This is a genomic window from Mumia sp., from assembly GCF_028803055.1.
GTDB lineage: Bacteria > Actinomycetota > Actinomycetes > Propionibacteriales > Nocardioidaceae > Mumia.
On the sequence record NZ_JARBCJ010000053.1, the window covers coordinates 1 to 17,861 of the forward strand.

Here is a 17,861-nt window from a genome sequence, read left to right on the forward strand (position 1 = left end):
TCGGCGTGGGCTCTGCTGCCGGTAGCCATGTACTTCGCGCGCCTCCTCCTTCGGTGCCGCGGCGAGGGTTCGCTCTAGGTCGGACCCCCTCGTCGCGGGGTTCGTCATGGCCGACCGTCTGCCGCACCGCGGCGCCCGTCTCGACCGTCGAACCCACCGCACCGAACGAGGACCCACCATGGCCATCTCCCCGCAGCAGCCGAGCGGTATGCCGTACGAGCGATACCGTCCGTTCCCGCCGATCGACCTGCCCGACCGCACCTGGCCGGCGAAGACCGTCACCGAGGCCCCCCGCTGGCTGTCGACCGATCTCCGCGACGGCAACCAGGCCCTGATCGACCCGATGACGCCTGCCCGCAAGCGGCGGATGTTCGACATGCTCGTACGGATGGGCTACAAGGAGATCGAGGTCGGCTTCCCGAGCGCGAGCGAGACCGACTTCGCGTTCGTCCGCCACCTGATCGAGGACGACCTGGTCCCCGACGACGTCACGATCTCCGTCCTGACCCAGGCTCGCGAGGACCTGATCGACCGGACGGCACAGTCGCTGGTTGGCGCCAAGAACGGCACCATCCACCTCTACAACGCGGTCGCCCCCCTGTTTCGGCGCGTGGTGTTCGGCGTCGACCGCGACGAGTGCCGGTCGATCGCCGTCCGTGGCACCGAGCTCGTCATGAAGTACGCCGAGGAGTACCTGCAGGGCACCGACTTCGGCTTCCAGTACTCGCCCGAGATCTTCACCGCCGCCGAGCTCGACTTCTCCGTCGACGTGTGCGAGGCCGTGATGGACGTGTGGCAGCCCGAGGACGGTCGCGAGATCATCCTCAACCTGCCCGCGACCGTGGAGATGGCCACCCCCAACACCTACGCCGACCAGATCGAGTGGTTCGGTCGTGCGATCAGCCGTCGCGAGCACGTCGCGATCTCGCTGCATCCCCACAACGACCGCGGTACGGCGGTGGCCGCCACGGAGCTGGCGATGATGGCCGGTGCCGACCGGGTCGAGGGCTGCCTGTTCGGGCACGGGGAGCGCACGGGCAACGTCGACCTCGTCACGCTGGGCATGAACCTCTTCAGCCAGGGCATCGACCCGCAGATCGACTTCTCCGACATCGACGAGGTGCGGCGCACCGTCGAGTACTGCACCGGGCTGCCCGTGCACCCGCGCCACCCGTACGCCGGCGACCTCGTCTACACGGCGTTCTCCGGCTCGCACCAGGACGCCATCAAGAAGGGCCTGGAGGACCTGGACCGTCAGGCGTCCGAGGGTGGCATCCCGGTCTCCGAGATGCCGTGGGAGGCGCCGTACCTGCCGATCGACCCGCACGACGTCGGTCGGTCGTACGAGGCCGTCATCCGGGTGAACAGCCAGTCCGGCAAGGGCGGCGTCGCGTACATCATGAAGTCCGAGCACAAGATGGACCTCCCGCGCCGGCTCCAGATCGAGTTCAGCCGGGTCGTGCAGTCGATGACCGAGGGCGAGGCCGGTGAGATGTCGGTCGACGGGATCTGGCAGGCGTTCTCGGCGGAGTACCTCGAGCGGACGTCACCGTACGCCCTCGAGGCGTTCCGTTCGTCGACGATCCAGGACGGCCTCGACGAGCTCGTCGTCGACGTCCGGGTCGGTGGCGCGGTCCAGTCGCTCAAGGGCGAGGGCAACGGCCCGGTCGCCGCGTTCGTCGACGCCATCGCGGCGGTCAACGGCGACATCCGCGTCCTCGACTACGCCGAGCACGCGCTGTCCTCCGGCGGCGACGCGGCCGCGGCGGCGTACGTCGAGTGCGAGATCGGCGACCAGATCGTCTGGGGGGTCGGTGTCGACCCGAGCATCGTGACGGCGTCGCTCAAGGCCGTCGTCTCAGCAGCCAACCGCGCGGCCGCCGCCCGCGACTGACTCGTGGTGCACCGCTGGGGCCGCCTCCTGGCGCCCCAGCGGTGACGGGGTCACCCGCGTCGGGGAGGTCGGCTCGTTCCTGCCGTCGGTCGGCCTGGCGTCGACCCGGGGGCTGACGGCGACGGGGCAACCGGTCCGATCGGTGCGGCGGGCATCGCGAGCGTTGCTGCGAGCCCACCGACGAGGATGACGGCCGCGACGCCGGTGGTGATCTTGCTGGCCGTGATCATCGAGGCCTCGGCGGCCTGCCCGGCCTCGGCCGTCGCCGGGTCCTCGACGAGCGTGGGGATCACCGCACCCGCGCTGTCGCGGACGAGCGCGACGACCTCGTCCTGCTGGGAGGCGGGAAGATCGGTGTCCGCGAGCTCGTCGGCCGTCTGCGCCGCCAGGGTGGAGATGAGCAGCCCACCGAGGACAGCGATCCCCAGTGCGGAGCCGAGCTGTCGGACCGTCGTCAGGAACCCTGAGGCCTGTCCGCTCGACCCCACCGGGATGTCGACGAGGATGGCGCTGGTCAGCTGTGCGGTCGCCATGCCGACGCCGACGCCGTACACGAACAGCAGCGCCGCGATCACGGGCCCGCTGACGTCCTCGGCGATGACGAGCGCCGTCCCTGCGATCGCCACGACCTCGAGGGCGAGTCCGATCCGGATGACCGCGCGCTGACCGAGACGCTGGGTCAGGGGAGGGGTGGCGCCCGAGGCGAGGAAGGTGCCGATCGCCAGCCACAGGACGAGGACTCCGGTGCCGAGCGGGGTGTAGCCGAGGGCACCCTGCAGGAGCAGCGGAAGGGTGAAGATGAGCCCGATCTCGCCGAGCGCGACCACCATGGCGGCGATCGACCCGTAGCGCAGCGAGCGGAAGCGCATCAGCGTGAGGTCGACCAGCGTCACCGCGCCGGCCCGGGCGCGGCGCGCCTCGACGACGATGAACGCGGACAGGAGCACGGCACCGAGTGCGAGGGCGAACGGGACGGGGGAGAGCGCCCCGGACTCCTGGCGCCACCATCCGTAGTACTGACCCTCGATGAGGCCGAACACCACGCCGCCGAGGCCGAGCGTCGAGAGAAGGAGCCCGGGGAGATCCATGCCGGGCCGGATGTCGTCGTCCCGTGTCTCGTCGAGGACCTTCACGATGCCGACCAAGGCGAGCAACCCGAACGGCAGGTTGATCCAGAAGGCCCACCGCCACGTCGACTCGGTCGCGAGCCATCCGCCGAGCAGCGGTCCCACCGCGACCATGCCGCCGACCGTCGATCCCCAGATCGCGAACGCGATCCCGCGGGCACGGCCCTGGAAGGTCGCGTTCAGGGTCGAGAGGCTGGCCGGGACGATCATGGCGGCGCCCAGACCCTGGACGAAGCGGGCCGCGATCAGCATCTCCTGGTTCTGGGCCGCGCCGGCGCTGAGGCTCGCGACCATGAACAGCACCAGACCGGCGGCGTACACCCGGCGGCGTCCGATCCGGTCACCCAGGCGGCCCGCCGCCAGCAGCAGCGAGGCGAGCATCAGCAGGTAGATCGCGTTCATCCACTGCGCGCCCGCTGCGGTCAGGCCGAGGTCCTCGATGATCACGGGGACGGCGACGTTGACGATGGTCATGTCCATCACGACGAGAGAGACGCCGAGGGACAGCGTCAGCATCGCCAACCACTGGCGCGGGGTGATCGGAGTGGTGCTCATCCGGCGGATCGTAACAGCGTTCCACCGGGGATGGGTTCAGGGGACGAGTATCCAACGACCTGCGGATCCACGGGCCGCTCCGGCCTCCGCGTAGGCGGCGGCCGCGTCCTTCATGGGGCGTCGGGCTGCGATCCGTACGGGCACGGTCTGGTCGGCAGCGAGGGGCAGCAGGTCGGCGAGGGCCTGCCCGTCCGGACGGGTCGTGACCGCGGTGACGGTGATGTCCCGCTCGGGCGGAACCGGCCATCCCGGCTTGACCCCCACAAGCTGCCCACCATCGACCACAGGCGCGAGCGCGGCCTGCTGCAGGCCGGCGGCGTCGAGAACGGCGTCATAGCCCCGCCCATGCACCTCCGTGAGGACGCGCTTGGCTCCGAGCGAGTCCGCCAGGTGCTCGGTCCCCGGCGTCACGAGTGCGTCGACGGCCCACCCTGCGCGCGCTGCGAGCACCGTCGCCCACGTCCCGACGCCGCCCGCGGCACCGGTCACCAGGAGCGACCCGTCCGTGACACGCAGCAGATCGAGCGCCTGGAGGGCCGCAAGAGCGTTGAGCGGGACGGCCGCGGCGGTCTCCAGGTCGAGGCCGTCCGGCACCCGCGCGAGGTCGTCGACGGGGACGACCACCTGCTCGGCGTGGGCGCGAGCCGGCGCGGTCGGGTCGGCGTGCAGACCTGCCACGCGGTCGCCGACGGTGACGGCGTCGACCCCTGGCCCGACCTCGACCACGGTGCCCGAGAAGTCGAAGCCGAGGCCGATGAGATCGGGCAGTCCGAGCGTCGCGTGGTCTGCGGCGACGAAGCTGTCGAAGAACGTGTATCCCGCCGCCGCGACCTGGACTCGGACGTCGTGCGGAGCCAGAGACCTGGGGGAAGCGGCCTCCCAGGTGGGGATGGGGTTGCCGGTGCGTGAGACGAGGACGTGCATCGAGGACTCCTGATGGTTTGAGACTTGTCCCTCTCACTATCGGAGACCTACTCTCTATCCGGAAGTACCGACTTATCGGTGGTCAACACACCCGGAGGTATGTCATGACCGCAGATGCCGCGCCCGAGGCGCCCCGGTTCGACGCGTTCGGCGCCCACTGTCCGAGCCGGCGTCTGCTGGACACGATCGGCGACAAGTGGGCCAGCCTGACGATCGCGGCGTTGGGAGTCCACGGCGAGCTGCGCTACTCCCAGCTCGCCGCGACGATCGAGGGCGTCAGCCAGAAGATGCTGACCCAGACGCTGCGCAACCTCGAGCGTGACGGCCTCGTCCACCGTCGCGTGACTCCGTCGGTCCCGGTCCGGGTCGACTACTCGCTGACTGACCTGGGTCGGTCGCTGCTGGCGGTCGTCTGCGAGCTCAAGGAGTGGGCCGAGCTCCACATGCCCGCCGTCGATGCTGCCCGGGCTGCCTACGACGCCACCCCGCGCTAGCGCCACGACCGCGCGGTCACCGGCCGTGTTGCGCAGCGTGCCTCCGGCGCGGCCCACCCTCGACCGTGCGCCGCCGGGCACAATGGGTCCGTGGCGCTCTACCGTGACGAGGCTGTCGTCCTCCGGACCCAGAAGCTGGGCGAGGCGGACCGGATCGTCACGTTGCTGACGCGGCGCCACGGTCGTGTCCGAGCGGTCGCCAGAGGCGTACGCCGGACGAGCTCGCGCTTCGGGTCACGCGTCGAGCCGTTCATGCACGTCGACCTCCAGCTCGCCGAGGGCCGCACGCTCGACGTCATCACGCAGGTGGAGACGCTCGACGCGTACGCCGGACGCCTCGGCAACGACTACGGCGCCTACACCTGCGGCACCTCGATGCTCGAGTCCGCGGACCGGCTCGTCGGCGAGGACGGCCACCCGGCGTCACAGCAGTACCTGCTGCTCGTCGGAGCGCTGCGCGCACTGGCCGACCGGCGCCACCCCAGCGGGTTGATCCTCGACTCGTTCCTCCTCCGCTCCCTCTCGATCGCGGGCTACGCCCCCAGCTTCGACGCCTGCGCGCGATGCGGCGTCGGTGGTCCGCACCGCTCGTTCAACCCCGGCTCCGGAGGCATGCTGTGCGCCGACTGCCGCGTCCCGGGGTCGGCGAATCCCGCGCCGGACACGGTCGCGCTGCTCGGCTTCCTCCTCAGCGGCGCGTGGCCCCAGGCCGAGGCGGCCGGCGACCGGGCGCGGCGCGAAGCCAGCGATCTCGTCGCGGCATACCTGCAGTGGCACCTCGAGCGTGGACTGCGGTCGCTGGACTACGTCGATCGCTGACCGGACACAATGAGCACGTGAGCCACCCCGTACGACGGCCGACCCCGCATCCCTCCGGCGCGATGCCGCCCGCTCTGCCGCCCGACCAGGTCCCACGACACGTCGCGATCGTCATGGACGGCAACGGGCGCTGGGCCAAGGAACGCGGTCTGCCGCGGACCGCGGGGCACGAGGCCGGCGAGTCGTCGTTGTTCGACGTGGTCGAGGGCGGGATCGAGGCTGGTGTGAAGTGGATCTCCGCCTACGCGTTCTCGACCGAGAACTGGAAGCGCTCGCCGGACGAGGTGCGATTCCTGATGGGCTTCAACCGCGACGTCATCCGCCGCCGTCGCGACGAGATGCACGCCCTGGGCGTCCGGGTCCGCTGGGCGGGTCGCCGACCGCGGCTGTGGCGCAGCGTGATCAACGAGCTCGAGACCGCCGAGGAGCTCACCAAGGACAACGACGTGCTCACGCTGACCATGTGCGTCAACTACGGCGGGCGCGCGGAGATCGCCGACGCCGCCGCGGCGCTCGCGCGTGACGTGGCCGACGGACGCGTCAAGCCGGGCAAGATCGACGAGCGCGTCCTCGCCCGCTACCTCGACGAGCCCGACATGCCCGACGTCGACCTCTTCTGGCGCACCTCCGGCGAGCAGCGGACGAGCAACTTCCTGCTGTGGCAGTCGGCGTACGCGGAGATGGTGTTCTCCGACATCGCATGGCCGGACGTGGACCGGCGTGCGCTGTGGGAGGCGATCGAGGAGTACGCGCGCCGGAACCGTCGCTACGGCTCGGCATGAGCGTCTTCGAGCGCACGTGCCCGTGTGGTTCGGGCACCTCGTACGACCGCTGCTGCGGGCGGCTGCACCGTGGGGAGGCCGAGGCGGAGACCCCGGAGGAGCTGATGCGCTCGCGCTACGCGGCGTACGCCGTCGGCGACCTCGACCACGTCTTCCGTACCTGGCATCCCCGTACCAGGCCCGACGACGTGGCGAACACGCCGGGGGTGACGTGGGTCGGCCTCGAGATCGTCGACGCCGTCGGTGACGAGGTCGAGTTCCGAGCGCACTGCACGACCGCGTCGGGGCCGGGTGTCCTGCACGAGCGCAGCAGGTTCGAGCGACGCACCGGCCGGTGGGTCTACGTGGGCGAGGCGTAGGGGGCGTCGCCCGGCGCGGTCGGTCTCGCCCTGCACGCCGGGGCTAGGCTGAGCCCTGTGCGTATCGCGAGATTCACGACCGACGAGGACCCCCGGTTCGGCGTCGTCGGCGAGGCCGACGGCGTCTCCGTGATCGCGGTGATCACCGGCGATCCTCTCTATGCAGGCATCCAGCTGACGGGGGAGCGGATCCCGCTCGACGACGTCCGGCTGCTCGCCCCGGTGCTGCCGCGGAGCAAGGTGGTGGGGATCGGCCGCAACTACGCCGCCCACGCCGCCGAGCTCGGCAACGAGGTGCCCGACGAGCCGCTGGTGTTCTTCAAGCCCAACACCAGCGTCACCGGGCCCGGCGACCCGATCCTCTATCCAAGCTTCACCGAGCTCCTCAGCTATGAGGGTGAGCTCGCGGTCGTGATCGGCCGGATCTGCAAGGACGTGCCCGCCGAGGACGCCGCGAGGGTGATCCACGGCTACACGGTCGCCAACGACGTGACGGCGCGTGACCGGCAGAAGACCGACGGGCAGTGGAGCCGGGCCAAGGGGGCCGACGGTTTCTGTCCGCTCGGCCCGTGGATCGAGACCGACCTCGACCCGTCCGACCTGCGGCTCACCACGACCGTCAACGGAGAGGTCGTCCAGGACGGTCGGACCTCCGACATGGTCCACAAGATCCCGGACCTCATCGCGTACACGTCCAGCTTCATGACGCTGCTCCCGGGCGACGTCATCCTCACCGGCACCCCTGAGGGTGTCGGACCCATGAACCCTGGTGATGAGGTCAGCATCACCGTCGAGGGCCTCGGAACGCTGACCAACAAGGTGGTTTCCCGTGACTGAGTCCAACCGCGCTGTCCGTGTGCGCTTCTGCCCGTCCCCGACGGGCAACCTGCACGTCGGCAACGTACGGACCGCACTGTTCAACTGGGCGTACGCGCGCCACCACGGCGGCACGTTCGTCTTTCGCGTCGAGGACACCGACGCCGCCCGCGACTCGGAGGAGTCCTACCAGGGTCTGCTCGACTCGTTGCGGTGGCTCGGGCTCGACTGGGACGAGGGCCCTGAGGTCGGTGGCGACTTCGGGCCCTACCGGCAGTCCGAGCGGATGGGCCTCTATACCGAGGTCGCCGAGAAGCTGGTCGCGGCCGGCTACGCCTACTACGCGTACGACTCCCCTGAGGAGCTCGAGCAGCGGCGCGAGGCCGCACGAGCGGAGGGACGCTCCAGCGGGTACGACGGGCTGCACCGTGACCTCACGGCAGAGCAGCGGGCTGCGTACGAGGCGGAGGGTCGCAAGCCGGTCGTCCGGTTCCGGATGCCCGACGAGGCGATCACCTTCACCGACCTGGTGCGAGGAGAGGTGACGTTCGAGCCCGAGCACGTCGCCGACTACGTGATCGTGCGCGCCAACGGCCAGCCGCTCTACACCCTCACCAACCCGGTCGACGATGCGATGATGGGCATCACCCACGTCCTCCGGGGCGAGGACCTGCTGAGCTCCACGCCGCGTCAGATCCCGCTCCACCGTGCGCTCGTGGAGCTCGGCGTCGGTGAGGGAGTCGTCCCCGAGTACGGGCACCTCCCGTTCGTGATGGGGCAGGGCAACCGCAAGCTGTCCAAGCGCGATCCCGGCGGCGGTCTCGCCGGCTACCGCGAGCGCGGCTTCCTGCCGGAGGGACTGCTCAACTATCTCGCGCTGCTCGGCTGGTCGATCGGCGGCGACCGCGAGATCTTCTCGCTCCAGGAGATGGCGGAGGCGTTCGACATCGCCCGCGTCAACCCGAACCCTGCGCAGTTCGACCCCAAGAAGTGCGAGGCCGTCAACGCTCAGCACATCCGCGACCTGCCGGTCGAGGAGCTGGCCACGCGGCTGCTCCCGTACCTCGTCGACGCCGGTCTGGTCGCGGCGGAGCCCTCGGAGCAGGACCTCGGCCTCCTGGCTGCCGCGACACCGCTGGTCAACGAGCGGATCACCGTGCTCAGCGAGGCGGTCGACATGCTCGCGTTCCTCTTCGTCTCCGAGGCCACGTTCTCGATCGATCCCGACGACGCCGCGAAGGTCCTCACCGAGGACGGCCTCGCCGTCGTCCGCTCCGCGCGCGACGCGCTCGCGGCGCTCGACTCGTTCGACACGGCGTCGATCGAGGGGGCGCTGCGCTCTGCGCTCGTCGACGGGATGGGCCTGAAGCCGCGCCACGCCTTCGGGCCGGTCCGAGTCGCGGTGTCGGGCAAGAGGATCTCGCCACCGCTGTTCGAGTCGATCGAGCTGCTCGGCAAGGAGCGGACGCTCACGCGCCTCGACAGCGCCCTCACCTCCGTCGGCTGATCGGGTGACGTGAACATTCTCACGTCGGGGTCGCGCCGCCCTGCGCTGCGCGACCCCGCCGCCCAGAGCCGTCGTCGCGGTCCCGCCGCCGCGGCGCTCGGCGCTGACGGGCGCGGCGGCAGCCAGGGACGGCGTCGCGACCCGAGAACGGCGCGCTGACCTGCGAAGACGGCATCAAGGCGGCCCCCGGATTTGGGCGCCACGAAGCCGTCCGGTAATGTTCTTCTCGGTTCGGGGACGCAAGGATCCGGACCACAGCCATGGGGTATGGGGTAATTGGCAGCCCGTCGGTTTCTGGCACCGTTAGTCTAGGTTCGAGTCCTAGTACCCCAGCGAGAGAGTCCACCGGCACGTCCGGTAGGTTTCTTTCACCACCAGGCCCCGTTGTGTAGCGGCCTAGCACGCCGCCCTCTCAAGGCGGTAGCGCGGGTTCGAATCCCGTCGGGGCTACAATAGGCGCCCGAGGCCACAGGACACGGGCGCCTTGGTGTTTGCGAGGGTCTCCGCGTCTCCGCTACGGTGGTGCGAGGGTAGCGACGACGTCCGGAGGACTGGCGTGCCGACGATCGTGATGACAGGCGGCTCCTCCGGGATCGGTGCGACCGCCGCCGAGAAGCTTGCGCAGTCCGACGACGCACGCCTGCTCGTCGGTGCCCGGGGCACGGCGCCGTACGGAGAGGTGCTTCCGCTCGACCTCACCCGGCTCGCCTCGACCCGGAGATTCGCCTCGGCGGTCGAGGATCTGCTGGGCGAGGCGCCGATCGACGCCCTCGTCCTCAACGCCGGCGGCATCGGCCGCGACGTCGCGGGACGGACCGAAGACGGGTTCGAGACGACGTTCGCGATGAACCACCTCGCGCACTACCTCCTGCTGCGGCGGCTGGTGCCACGCGTCGCGGAGGACGGGGCCGTCGTCATCACCACGAGCGGGTCGCACGACCCGGCGACCGGAGCGGGGCTCGAGGCTCCTCGACACGCGGACGCCGTGCTCCTCGCGCATCCCGACCGCGATCCCGGCACCCACGATCGCGCCCGAAAGGCCGCCGAGCACGCCTACACGGCGTCCAAGCTCTGCGTCGTCCTCACGGTGCGGGCACTCTCGGTGCTCCCCGACGTCCGTCAACGCCGTGTGACGGCGGTGGCGTTCTGTCCGGGCCAGGTCTTCGGGACAGGGCTGGCGAGGAGCCTGCCGCTGCCCATGCGGGCGGCCTGGTCCGCGCTGGGCGGACCCGTGCTGGGGCGGCCGCTGCGCGCGGTCAACGCGACCCACAACACGCGCGAGGCGGCGGGTGACGCGCTCGCCGACCTCGCCCTCGGGCGAACGCGCCCCCCTGCCGGGCGCACGTACGCCGCACTCCGCCGCGGACGGATCACATGGCCGGAGCCGTCGGTGCGTGCCCGCGACGCCGCCACGGGAGCGGCCCTGTGGGCTGACAGCGCGCGGCTCGCCGGGTTGACGTCCTGACACGATGGCGGACGCCCGGACCGTCGTGTCCGATTCCCGCGAGTAACCCGTCGGTCCCGCGAGGCATGCTGGACCCATGAGGATCGACGACGACCGCCGCTACCGGGCGGTGAGCTCCAAGGACGCGCGGTTCGACGGCGTCTTCTTCACCGCGGTCACCAGCACCGGGATCTACTGTCGACCGTCGTGTCCCGCCCGGACCCCCCTGCGCCGCAACGTCCGCTTCTACGCCACCGCTGCCGCGGCCCACGACGCCGGGTTCCGGGCGTGCCGCCGATGCCGCCCCGACGCGGTGCCGGGGTCGCCGGAGTGGGACGTGCGCACCGACACGGTCGGTCGCGCCATGCGCCTGATCCGTGAGGGCGTCGTCGAGAGCGACGGAGTGCCGGGGCTCGCCGGCCGGCTCGGCTACAGCACCCGGCACGTGCACCGGATGCTGGTCGACGAGGTCGGCGCGGGACCCCTCGCCATCGCGCGCAGCAACCGTGCCCACCACGCGCGCATCCTGCTCGAGACCACCGACGTCCCGGTCACCGACGTCGCCTTCGCCGCGGGGTTCTCCTCGGTCCGCCAGTTCAACGACACGCTCCGGACGGTGTACGACGCGACACCGAGCGGGTTGCGCGTGAGCGCGCGTCGCCGCGGCCGCCGTACCCCGCGAACGTCCTCCTCCGCCCGGATCGAGCTCAGGCTCGCGGTCCGCCGCCCCTTCGCGCACGGTCCGCTGCTCGACTTCCTCGCCGCGCGTGCGGTGCCCGGGCTGGAGACGGTGCGCGAGGGCACGTATGCCCGCACGCTCCGTCTCCCGCACGGTCCCGGCGTCGTCGCACTCGCGCCGGCCGACGACCACGTGCAGTGCGTCCTGGAGCTGAGCGACCTGCGCGACACGATGGCGGCGGTGGCTCGCTGTCGGAGCATGCTCGACCTGGATGCCGACCCGGTCGCCGTCGACGAGGTCCTCGGTGCGGACCCCCTGCTGGGTGACAGGGTCCGAGCGACGCCCGGGATCCGTGTGCCCGGTCATGTCGACGGCTACGAGCTGGCGGTCCGCGCCGTGGTCGGGCAGCAGGTGTCGGTGGCGGGAGCCCGCACGACCCTGGCCCGCATCGTCGGCGCGCACGGTGCCGTCCTCGACCCCGAGGCGCACCCGCTCGCAGCGGCGTACGCGCTGACTCACGTCTTCCCTGAGCCGGACGTCCTCGCGGCCGTCGACCCCGCGGCGCTGGGGATGCCACGCTCGCGTGCGTCGACGGTCGCCGGACTCGCGGACGCCGTCGCCGTCGGCAAGCTCGACATCGGGCCGAGCGCCGACCGTGCCGCTCTCCGGACGCAGCTGCTCGAGCTGCGAGGGATCGGCCCGTGGACCGCGGACTACGTCCTCATGCGCGCGGCGGGCGACCCTGACGTCCTGCTGGCCACGGACCTGGTGATCCGACGACGGCTCGACGCGCTCCTCGTACGCACCGGCGCTGCCGATCCCGCGACCCGCTGGAGCCCGTGGCGCTCGTACGCCGCGATGCACCTCTGGCGCCTTCCCGACACCTCGACCACTGAGAGGCACTCATGACGACGACCACCACGGCCTACCTCGACAGCCCCATCGGCGGGCTCCGCGTCCACAGCGACGGCTCGGCCGTCGTCGCGATCGACTTCGGTGCCGACCCCGCGGAGCCGGACTCGCCCCGCGACGCGGTGCTCGACGTCGCGGTGGCCCAGCTCGAGGAGTACTTCGCCGGAGAGCGGACGACGTTCGACCTTCCGCTGGGTCCGCAGAAGGGATCCCGGTTCCAGCGTGCGGTCTGGCAGGCGCTCTGCGACATCCCGTACGGGAAGACCGTGACCTACGGCCAGCTGGCGGCCTTGCTCGAGCTCGGGGCGTTCGGTGCGCGTGCGGTCGGGTCGGCCAACGCCTCCAACCCGATCCCCATCGTCGTCCCGTGCCACCGCGTGATCGGGGCCAACGGCACCCTCACGGGGTACGCCGGCGGGCTGGACCGCAAGCAGCGCCTGCTCGACCTCGAGCAGGGGCCTGCTCTGTTCTGAGTGTGGGTGGGGCAGCGACCACCGCGGTCGCTCCCGTACTCAGCGGCGGTTGCGAGGGTGCTGGCGCGCCGTCCGTTCGTTGCCGTGCCGGTAGTTGCCGGTCCAGCGGGCCATCACGAGCTGCGGATCGTTCTCGACCTCCGCGAGGAACTCGGCGGCGCGGCCGCCGCGCAGCTTTGCCGCCACCCGGCCGTGGTGGGTGATGATCACGCTGCCGTCGGCGCGCATGACGTACTCGAATCCCGCTGCCTGACCACCCATCCCGCGGACTCTACGGCACCTCCGTGGCGCCCCGAAAGTCGTTCGACGTCGCCGATGGCCGACACCTAACCTCGAACGATGGTCACCCTGCAAGCAGCGACCTTCGACGCGCACGACCCGACTCGGCTGGCACGGTTCTGGGCCCAGCTGCTGGAGCGCGACGTCGTCGACGAGGTGGACGCCGCGCTGCTGCCGGGCGAGGACGGCCAGCTCGGGTTGAGGTTCGCGCCCAGCCCCACCGTCACCACCGGCCCCCGCCGCATGCATCTTCACCTGACCAGCGCAGACTCCGACGACCAGCGCGCGACGGTGGCGAAGGCGCTCTCTCTCGGCGGAGCGCACCTCGACGTCGGTCAGCGTCCCGAGGAGGGACACATCGTCCTCGCAGACCCGGAGGGCAATGCGCTCTGCGTGATCGAGCCCGACAACGCGTACCTGGCCGGCTGTGGCTTCCTCGGCGAGCTGGCGTGTGAGGGCACCCGGGCGGTCGGGGCCTTCTGGAGCGAGGCGTTGGGATGGCCGCTCGTGTGGGACCAGGACGAGGAGACCGCCATCCAGTCGCTCGGAGGCGGGACGAAGGTGGCCTGGGGAGGTCCGCCGGTCACCGCAGAGACCCGGCCGCACCGGCAGCGTCTCGACCTGCTCGCCGCCCCGGGCCTTCAGGAGCGCGAGATCGATCGGTTGGTCGCCCTCGGTGCCACCCGGCTCGAGGCCGGCCGAGACGGTGTCGTCGTGATGGCCGATCCGGACGGCAACGAGTTCTGGGTCCGCGCCGGATGATTCCCACGCGCTGCCGCGCTCGCGGTCGTCAGCGCCTACTCGCCGCTGCGACGCAGCGACTGTGAGAGACGCTCGGCGGCGGCGACGACGGCGGGCGCGTGCATCCGTCCCGGCTGGCGCGTGAGCCGCTCGAGCGGGCCGGAGACCGAGACGGCGGCGATCACCTTGCCGGAGGGCGAGCGGACTCCGGCCGACACCGACGCGATGCCGGGCTCCCGCTCACCGACGCTCTGCGCCCAGCCGCGGCGGCGTACCTGCGACAGCGCGGCCGCGGTGAACGCAGCGTTCTGGAGGCCGCGGTTCATCCGCTCGGGATCCTCCCAGGCGAGGAGGATCTGAGCCGCAGAGCCTGCCCGCATCGTCAGCTGGCTGCCCACCGGCACGGTGTCGCGGAGGCCGGTGGGTCGCTCCGCGGCGGCGACGCAGACCCGGTAGTCGCCCTGGCGCCGGAAGAGCTGGGCGGACTCGCCGGTGATGTCCCGCAGCCTCGCGAGCACTGGTCCGGCAGCCGCGAGGAGGCGGTCCTCGCCGGCCGCGGCGGAGAGCTCCAGCAGCCGTGGTCCGAGCACGAACCTTCCCTGCATGTCGCGGGCCACCAGGCGGTGGTGCTCGAGCGCGACCGCGAGTCGGTGCGCGGTCGGCCGGGCGAGCCCGGTGCTCGAGACAAGACCGGCGAGTGTGGCGGGCCCGGCCTCGAGCGCCGACAAGACGAGGGCGGCTTTGTCGAGAACGCCGACTCCGCTAGAGTTGTCCATGCCTTGATATTGCCGTCTCGCATTGTGAAATGCAAGCAGGGGCCGAGCGTGAGGCCGCTCGCCGAGAAAGGTCCGTCGTGGGCCATGGTGGTGGAGGAGAGAGCAGTGGGCAAGACCCTTGCACAGAAGGTGTGGGAAGAGCACGTCGTACGGCGTGCCGACGGAGAGCCGGACCTGCTCTTCATCGACCTCCACCTCATCCACGAGGTGACCAGCCCGCAGGCGTTCGACGGTCTACGGCTCGCGGGCCGTGCCGTACGCCGCCCTGACCTGACGCTGGCGACCGAGGACCACAACATCCCGACCACCGACCTCGACAAGCCGATCGCCGACCCGGTGTCGCGGACCCAGGTCGAGACCCTGCGCCGCAACTGCGCGGAGTTCGGAGTGCGGCTGCACCCGATGGGCGACATCGAGCAGGGCATCGTCCACGTCGTCGGTCCTCAGCTGGGTCTGACCCAGCCGGGCATGACCATCGTGTGCGGCGACTCCCACACGTCGACCCACGGTGCGTTCGGCGCCCTCGCGTTCGGCATCGGCACGAGCGAGGTCGAGCACGTGCTGGCCACCCAGACGCTGCCGCAGGCCACGCCCAAGACGATGGCCGTCGACGTCGTCGGAGAGCTGCCGGAGGGCTCCACCGCCAAGGACCTGATCCTTGCGCTGATCGCGCAGGAGACGACCGGCGGCGGCCAGGGCTACATCGTCGAGTACCGCGGAGAGGCCATCCGCTCGCTCTCGATGGAGTCGCGGATGACGGTGTGCAACATGTCCATCGAGTGGGGTGCGAAGGCCGGCATGATCGCTCCCGACGAGACCACCTTCGCCTACCTCCAGGGCCGGCCCAACGCGCCGAAGGGCGCGGACTGGGACGCTGCGGTCGAGCACTGGCGGAGCCTCGCCACCGACGACGACGCGGAGTTCGACAAGGTCGTGACGATCGACGCCTCGACGGTCACCCCGTTCGTCACCTGGGGCACCAACCCGGGTCAGGGCGTTCCGCTCTCGGCCGTGGTCCCCTCGCCCGACGACTTCGACGACCCGAGCGAGAAGATCGCCGCGCAGCGCGCGCTCGACTACATGGGTCTCACGGCCGGCACGCCGATGCGCGACATCCCCGTCGACACGGTCTTCATCGGCTCGTGCACGAACGGCCGCATGGAGGACCTGCGGACGGCGGCTCGGTGGATCGAGGGTCGCACGGTGGCCGACGACACCCGCCTTCTCGTGGTCCCGGGATCGGTCCGGGTCCGGCTGCAGGCCGAGGAGGAAGGGCTCGACGTCGTCTTCAAGGAGGCAGGAGCCGAGTGGCGCGGCGCGGGCTGCTCCATGTGCCTCGGCATGAACCCCGACCAGCTGATGCCGGGGGAGCGGAGCGCCTCGACGTCGAACCGCAACTTCGAGGGACGCCAGGGCAAGGGCGGACGAACGCACCTGGTCTCACCCGAGGTCGCCGTGGCGACGGCCGTCCTCGGTCACCTCGCCTCACCCGCCGACCTCGCGCACGCCTGACCCCGGACTGGACGGAGAACCTCATGGAGAAGTTCAGCACGCACACCGGTGTGGCCGCGCCGCTGCGACGCAGCAACGTCGACACCGACCAGATCATCCCTGCCGAGTACCTCAAGCGCGTGACGCGCACCGGGTTCGAGGACGGGCTGTTCGCCGGATGGCGCAAGGACCCGGCATTCGTCCTCAACCAGCCGGCGTACGCCGACGCGACCGTGCTCGTCGCCGGACCGGACTTCGGCACCGGGTCGTCGCGCGAGCACGCGGTGTGGGCCTTGCAGAACTACGGGTTCGCCGTGGTGATCTCGCCGCGTTTCGGTGACATCTTCCGGAGCAACTCGGGCAAGGCCGGCCTCCTGGCGGCACAGGTCGAGGAGAAGACGGTGCAGAAGGTCTGGGACCTGATCGAGGCGCAGCCGGGCACGACCGTCACCGTCGATCTGGTCGCGCGCACTGTCGTCGCCGGCGAGGGCATCGACCGCGTCGAGGATTCGTTCGACATCGATGACTACACCCGCTGGCGACTGCTCGAGGGTCTCGACGACATCGGCCTCACGCTCTCGCACGAGGACGCGATCAGCACGTACGAGTCGTCGCGACCGTCCTTCAAGCCCGTGACGATGTGACAGAGCGCGACGTCGCCCAGACGAGGTGACGTCGCGGAGAGCGTCGATTCGACGAAGCCCGGAAACCACGCAGCCACGGTGGTTTCCGGGCTTCGTCGTCGTTGCCTCGGTGCGCGTTCGCGGACCGGCGGCGCCACACGGCGCGACACTGTCGCCGCGGCACGACGCAACACGTTCGGTCAAATACCCCTACGGTGTTTGAGACGGACAAGCGGAATGCTTACCGTCAAAAGCGAAATACCGAACCGCTCACGGAGGAACCGTTGAACAAGAGCGACTTCGTCGAGGCACTCGCGGTCTCCTTCGAGGGGAACCGCGCCGAGGCACGCCGCGCTCTCGACGCAGTGATCACGACGCTGACCGAACGGCTCTCCGGGGGAGAGCGCGTCGTGCTCAGCGGGTTCGGAGTGTTTCACCAGTCCATCCGCACCGGCCGTGAGGTTCGGAATCCGCGGACGGGGGAGATCCACGTGATCGCGGATCGCACCATCCCGAAGTTCAAACCCGGAGGGGAGCTGAAGAACGTGGTGGCAGGTGTGAGGACGGCGAAGTCGCCGGCGAAGAAGACGACGGCGAAGAAGGCCGCCAAGAAGACGACCGCAGCCAAGAAGAGCGCCGCGAAGAAGACGACTGCGGCGAAGAAGAGCACCGCGGCCAAGAAGAGCACGGCGAGGAAGTCGCCGGCGAAGAAGACGACCGCGGCCAAGAAGAGCACGGCGAGGAAGTCGCCGGCGAAGAAGACAAGCGCGGCGAAGAAGAGCACCGCGAAGAAGAGCACGGCGAAGAAGAGCACGGCGAAGAAGAGCACGGCGAAGAAGAGCACGGCGAAGAAGAGCACGGCGAAGAAGACGACCGCGGCCACCAGGTCGACGGCCAAGAAGTCCACCGCCAAGAAGACGACCGCGGCAAAGCGGCCCGCCGCCAAGAAGACCACCGCAGCCAAGAAGGCGGCGGCCGCCAAGAAGTCCACCGCCAAGAAGACGGCGGCGAAGAAGGCCTCCGGCACCGCGAAGAGGGCTCCCGCGCGGGCAACCGCACGCGTCTGACGAGCCACAGGAGCGGCCCCGGCCATCGCTGGGGCCGCACCTGTGCCCGCCTCAGTGGATCCGCAGCGCGCGCACCGTCGCGTCGGCCCCGTCGGTGAG

Annotated in this window: 18 protein-coding genes and 2 tRNA genes; 16 read left to right on the top strand and 4 right to left on the bottom strand. The window is 70.7% G+C overall.

All coding sequences use genetic code 11. From position 1 onward, the window contains the following. Positions 1 to 178: 178 nt before the first annotated feature. Entirely contained in the window at positions 179 to 1,894 is a 1,716-nt protein-coding gene (gene leuA, locus PV363_RS07220) for a 2-isopropylmalate synthase (protein WP_255559409.1), read from the top strand. A gap of 50 nt (positions 1,895 to 1,944) precedes the next feature. On the opposite strand, the gene PV363_RS07225 is transcribed toward leuA, so the two are convergent. Together PV363_RS07225 and PV363_RS07230 are read right to left on the bottom strand one after the other, a co-directional pair. Then, positions 1,945 to 3,576, bottom strand: coding sequence for an MFS transporter (locus PV363_RS07225; RefSeq protein ID WP_220365853.1), 1,632 nt, complete (start codon positions 3,574 to 3,576; stop codon positions 1,945 to 1,947). Between the two features lie 36 nt (positions 3,577 to 3,612). Further along, positions 3,613 to 4,500: a zinc-binding dehydrogenase gene (locus PV363_RS07230; protein ID WP_301022017.1), complete on the bottom strand. Its 888-nt coding sequence runs from the start codon at positions 4,498 to 4,500 to the stop codon at positions 3,613 to 3,615. Between the two features lie 104 nt (positions 4,501 to 4,604). Here PV363_RS07230 and PV363_RS07235 point away from each other — a divergent pair, with 104 nt between their 5' ends. The 11 genes from PV363_RS07235 (at position 4,605) to PV363_RS07285 (ending at position 12,785) form a co-directional block, all read left to right on the top strand. Then, positions 4,605 to 4,994, top strand: coding sequence for a helix-turn-helix domain-containing protein (locus tag PV363_RS07235; protein WP_220346578.1), 390 nt, complete (start codon positions 4,605 to 4,607; stop codon positions 4,992 to 4,994). 90 nt (positions 4,995 to 5,084) lie between these two features. Then, a complete protein-coding gene (recO, locus tag PV363_RS07240; protein ID WP_301022018.1) occupies positions 5,085 to 5,813 on the top strand; it encodes a DNA repair protein RecO in 729 nt (242 codons plus the stop codon). A gap of 62 nt (positions 5,814 to 5,875) precedes the next feature. Next, entirely contained in the window at positions 5,876 to 6,595 is a 720-nt protein-coding gene (locus tag PV363_RS07245; RefSeq protein WP_220344720.1) for an isoprenyl transferase, read from the top strand. After that, a complete protein-coding gene (locus PV363_RS07250; protein WP_301022019.1) occupies positions 6,592 to 6,954 on the top strand; it encodes a YchJ family metal-binding protein in 363 nt (120 codons plus the stop codon). Before PV363_RS07245 ends, PV363_RS07250 begins: the two co-directional genes overlap by 4 nt. A 57-nt stretch (positions 6,955 to 7,011) precedes the next feature. Continuing rightward, positions 7,012 to 7,791: a fumarylacetoacetate hydrolase family protein gene (locus PV363_RS07255; RefSeq protein WP_220344224.1), complete on the top strand. Its 780-nt coding sequence runs from the start codon at positions 7,012 to 7,014 to the stop codon at positions 7,789 to 7,791. After that, a complete protein-coding gene (gene gltX / locus PV363_RS07260) occupies positions 7,784 to 9,277 on the top strand; it encodes a glutamate--tRNA ligase (protein WP_220344225.1) in 1,494 nt (497 codons plus the stop codon). The genes PV363_RS07255 and gltX overlap by 8 nt, the downstream gene beginning before the upstream one ends. A 261-nt stretch (positions 9,278 to 9,538) precedes the next feature. Then, positions 9,539 to 9,610 (top strand) — tRNA-Gln (locus PV363_RS07265). A gap of 44 nt (positions 9,611 to 9,654) precedes the next feature. After that, positions 9,655 to 9,727, top strand: a tRNA-Glu gene (locus PV363_RS07270). Between the two features lie 106 nt (positions 9,728 to 9,833). Further along, positions 9,834 to 10,742 (top strand): SDR family NAD(P)-dependent oxidoreductase, encoded by a 909-nt coding sequence (locus PV363_RS07275; protein WP_220346580.1) that lies wholly within the window; start codon positions 9,834 to 9,836, stop codon positions 10,740 to 10,742. A gap of 76 nt (positions 10,743 to 10,818) precedes the next feature. Continuing rightward, on the top strand, positions 10,819 to 12,309 hold the full coding sequence (locus PV363_RS07280) for a DNA-3-methyladenine glycosylase 2 (protein ID WP_220344227.1): 1,491 nt from the start codon (positions 10,819 to 10,821) through the stop codon (positions 12,307 to 12,309). Continuing rightward, the gene (locus tag PV363_RS07285) at positions 12,306 to 12,785 is read left to right on the top strand and encodes a methylated-DNA--[protein]-cysteine S-methyltransferase (RefSeq protein ID WP_220344228.1); all 480 of its coding nucleotides are present in this window, start codon (positions 12,306 to 12,308) and stop codon (positions 12,783 to 12,785) included. Before PV363_RS07280 ends, PV363_RS07285 begins: the two co-directional genes overlap by 4 nt. Before the next feature lie 39 nt (positions 12,786 to 12,824). Here PV363_RS07285 and PV363_RS07290 read toward each other — a convergent pair whose 3' ends face one another. Then, complete coding sequence (locus PV363_RS07290; protein WP_220344229.1) at positions 12,825 to 13,046, bottom strand: hypothetical protein; 222 nt, start codon at positions 13,044 to 13,046, stop codon at positions 12,825 to 12,827. 78 nt (positions 13,047 to 13,124) lie between these two features. Between PV363_RS07290 and PV363_RS07295 the strand changes: the two genes are divergently transcribed. Further along, entirely contained in the window at positions 13,125 to 13,826 is a 702-nt protein-coding gene (locus tag PV363_RS07295; RefSeq protein ID WP_220344230.1) for a VOC family protein, read from the top strand. A 35-nt stretch (positions 13,827 to 13,861) separates the two neighbouring features. Here PV363_RS07295 and PV363_RS07300 read toward each other — a convergent pair whose 3' ends face one another. After that, positions 13,862 to 14,581 carry an IclR family transcriptional regulator gene (locus PV363_RS07300; RefSeq protein ID WP_220344231.1) on the bottom strand — a complete coding sequence of 240 codons (720 nt, stop codon included), beginning with the start codon at positions 14,579 to 14,581 and terminating at the stop codon, positions 13,862 to 13,864. A 105-nt stretch (positions 14,582 to 14,686) separates the two neighbouring features. Between PV363_RS07300 and leuC the strand changes: the two genes are divergently transcribed. From leuC to PV363_RS07315, 3 genes are all read left to right on the top strand, one after another. Further along, positions 14,687 to 16,093, top strand: coding sequence for a 3-isopropylmalate dehydratase large subunit (gene leuC / locus PV363_RS07305; protein ID WP_220344232.1), 1,407 nt, complete (start codon positions 14,687 to 14,689; stop codon positions 16,091 to 16,093). A gap of 23 nt (positions 16,094 to 16,116) precedes the next feature. Next, complete coding sequence (gene leuD / locus PV363_RS07310) at positions 16,117 to 16,716, top strand: 3-isopropylmalate dehydratase small subunit (protein WP_301022020.1); 600 nt, start codon at positions 16,117 to 16,119, stop codon at positions 16,714 to 16,716. Positions 16,717 to 16,910: 194 nt separating this feature from the next. Further along, positions 16,911 to 17,762 (top strand): HU family DNA-binding protein, encoded by an 852-nt coding sequence (locus tag PV363_RS07315; RefSeq protein WP_301022021.1) that lies wholly within the window; start codon positions 16,911 to 16,913, stop codon positions 17,760 to 17,762. Positions 17,763 to 17,861: the final 99 nt, after the last annotated feature.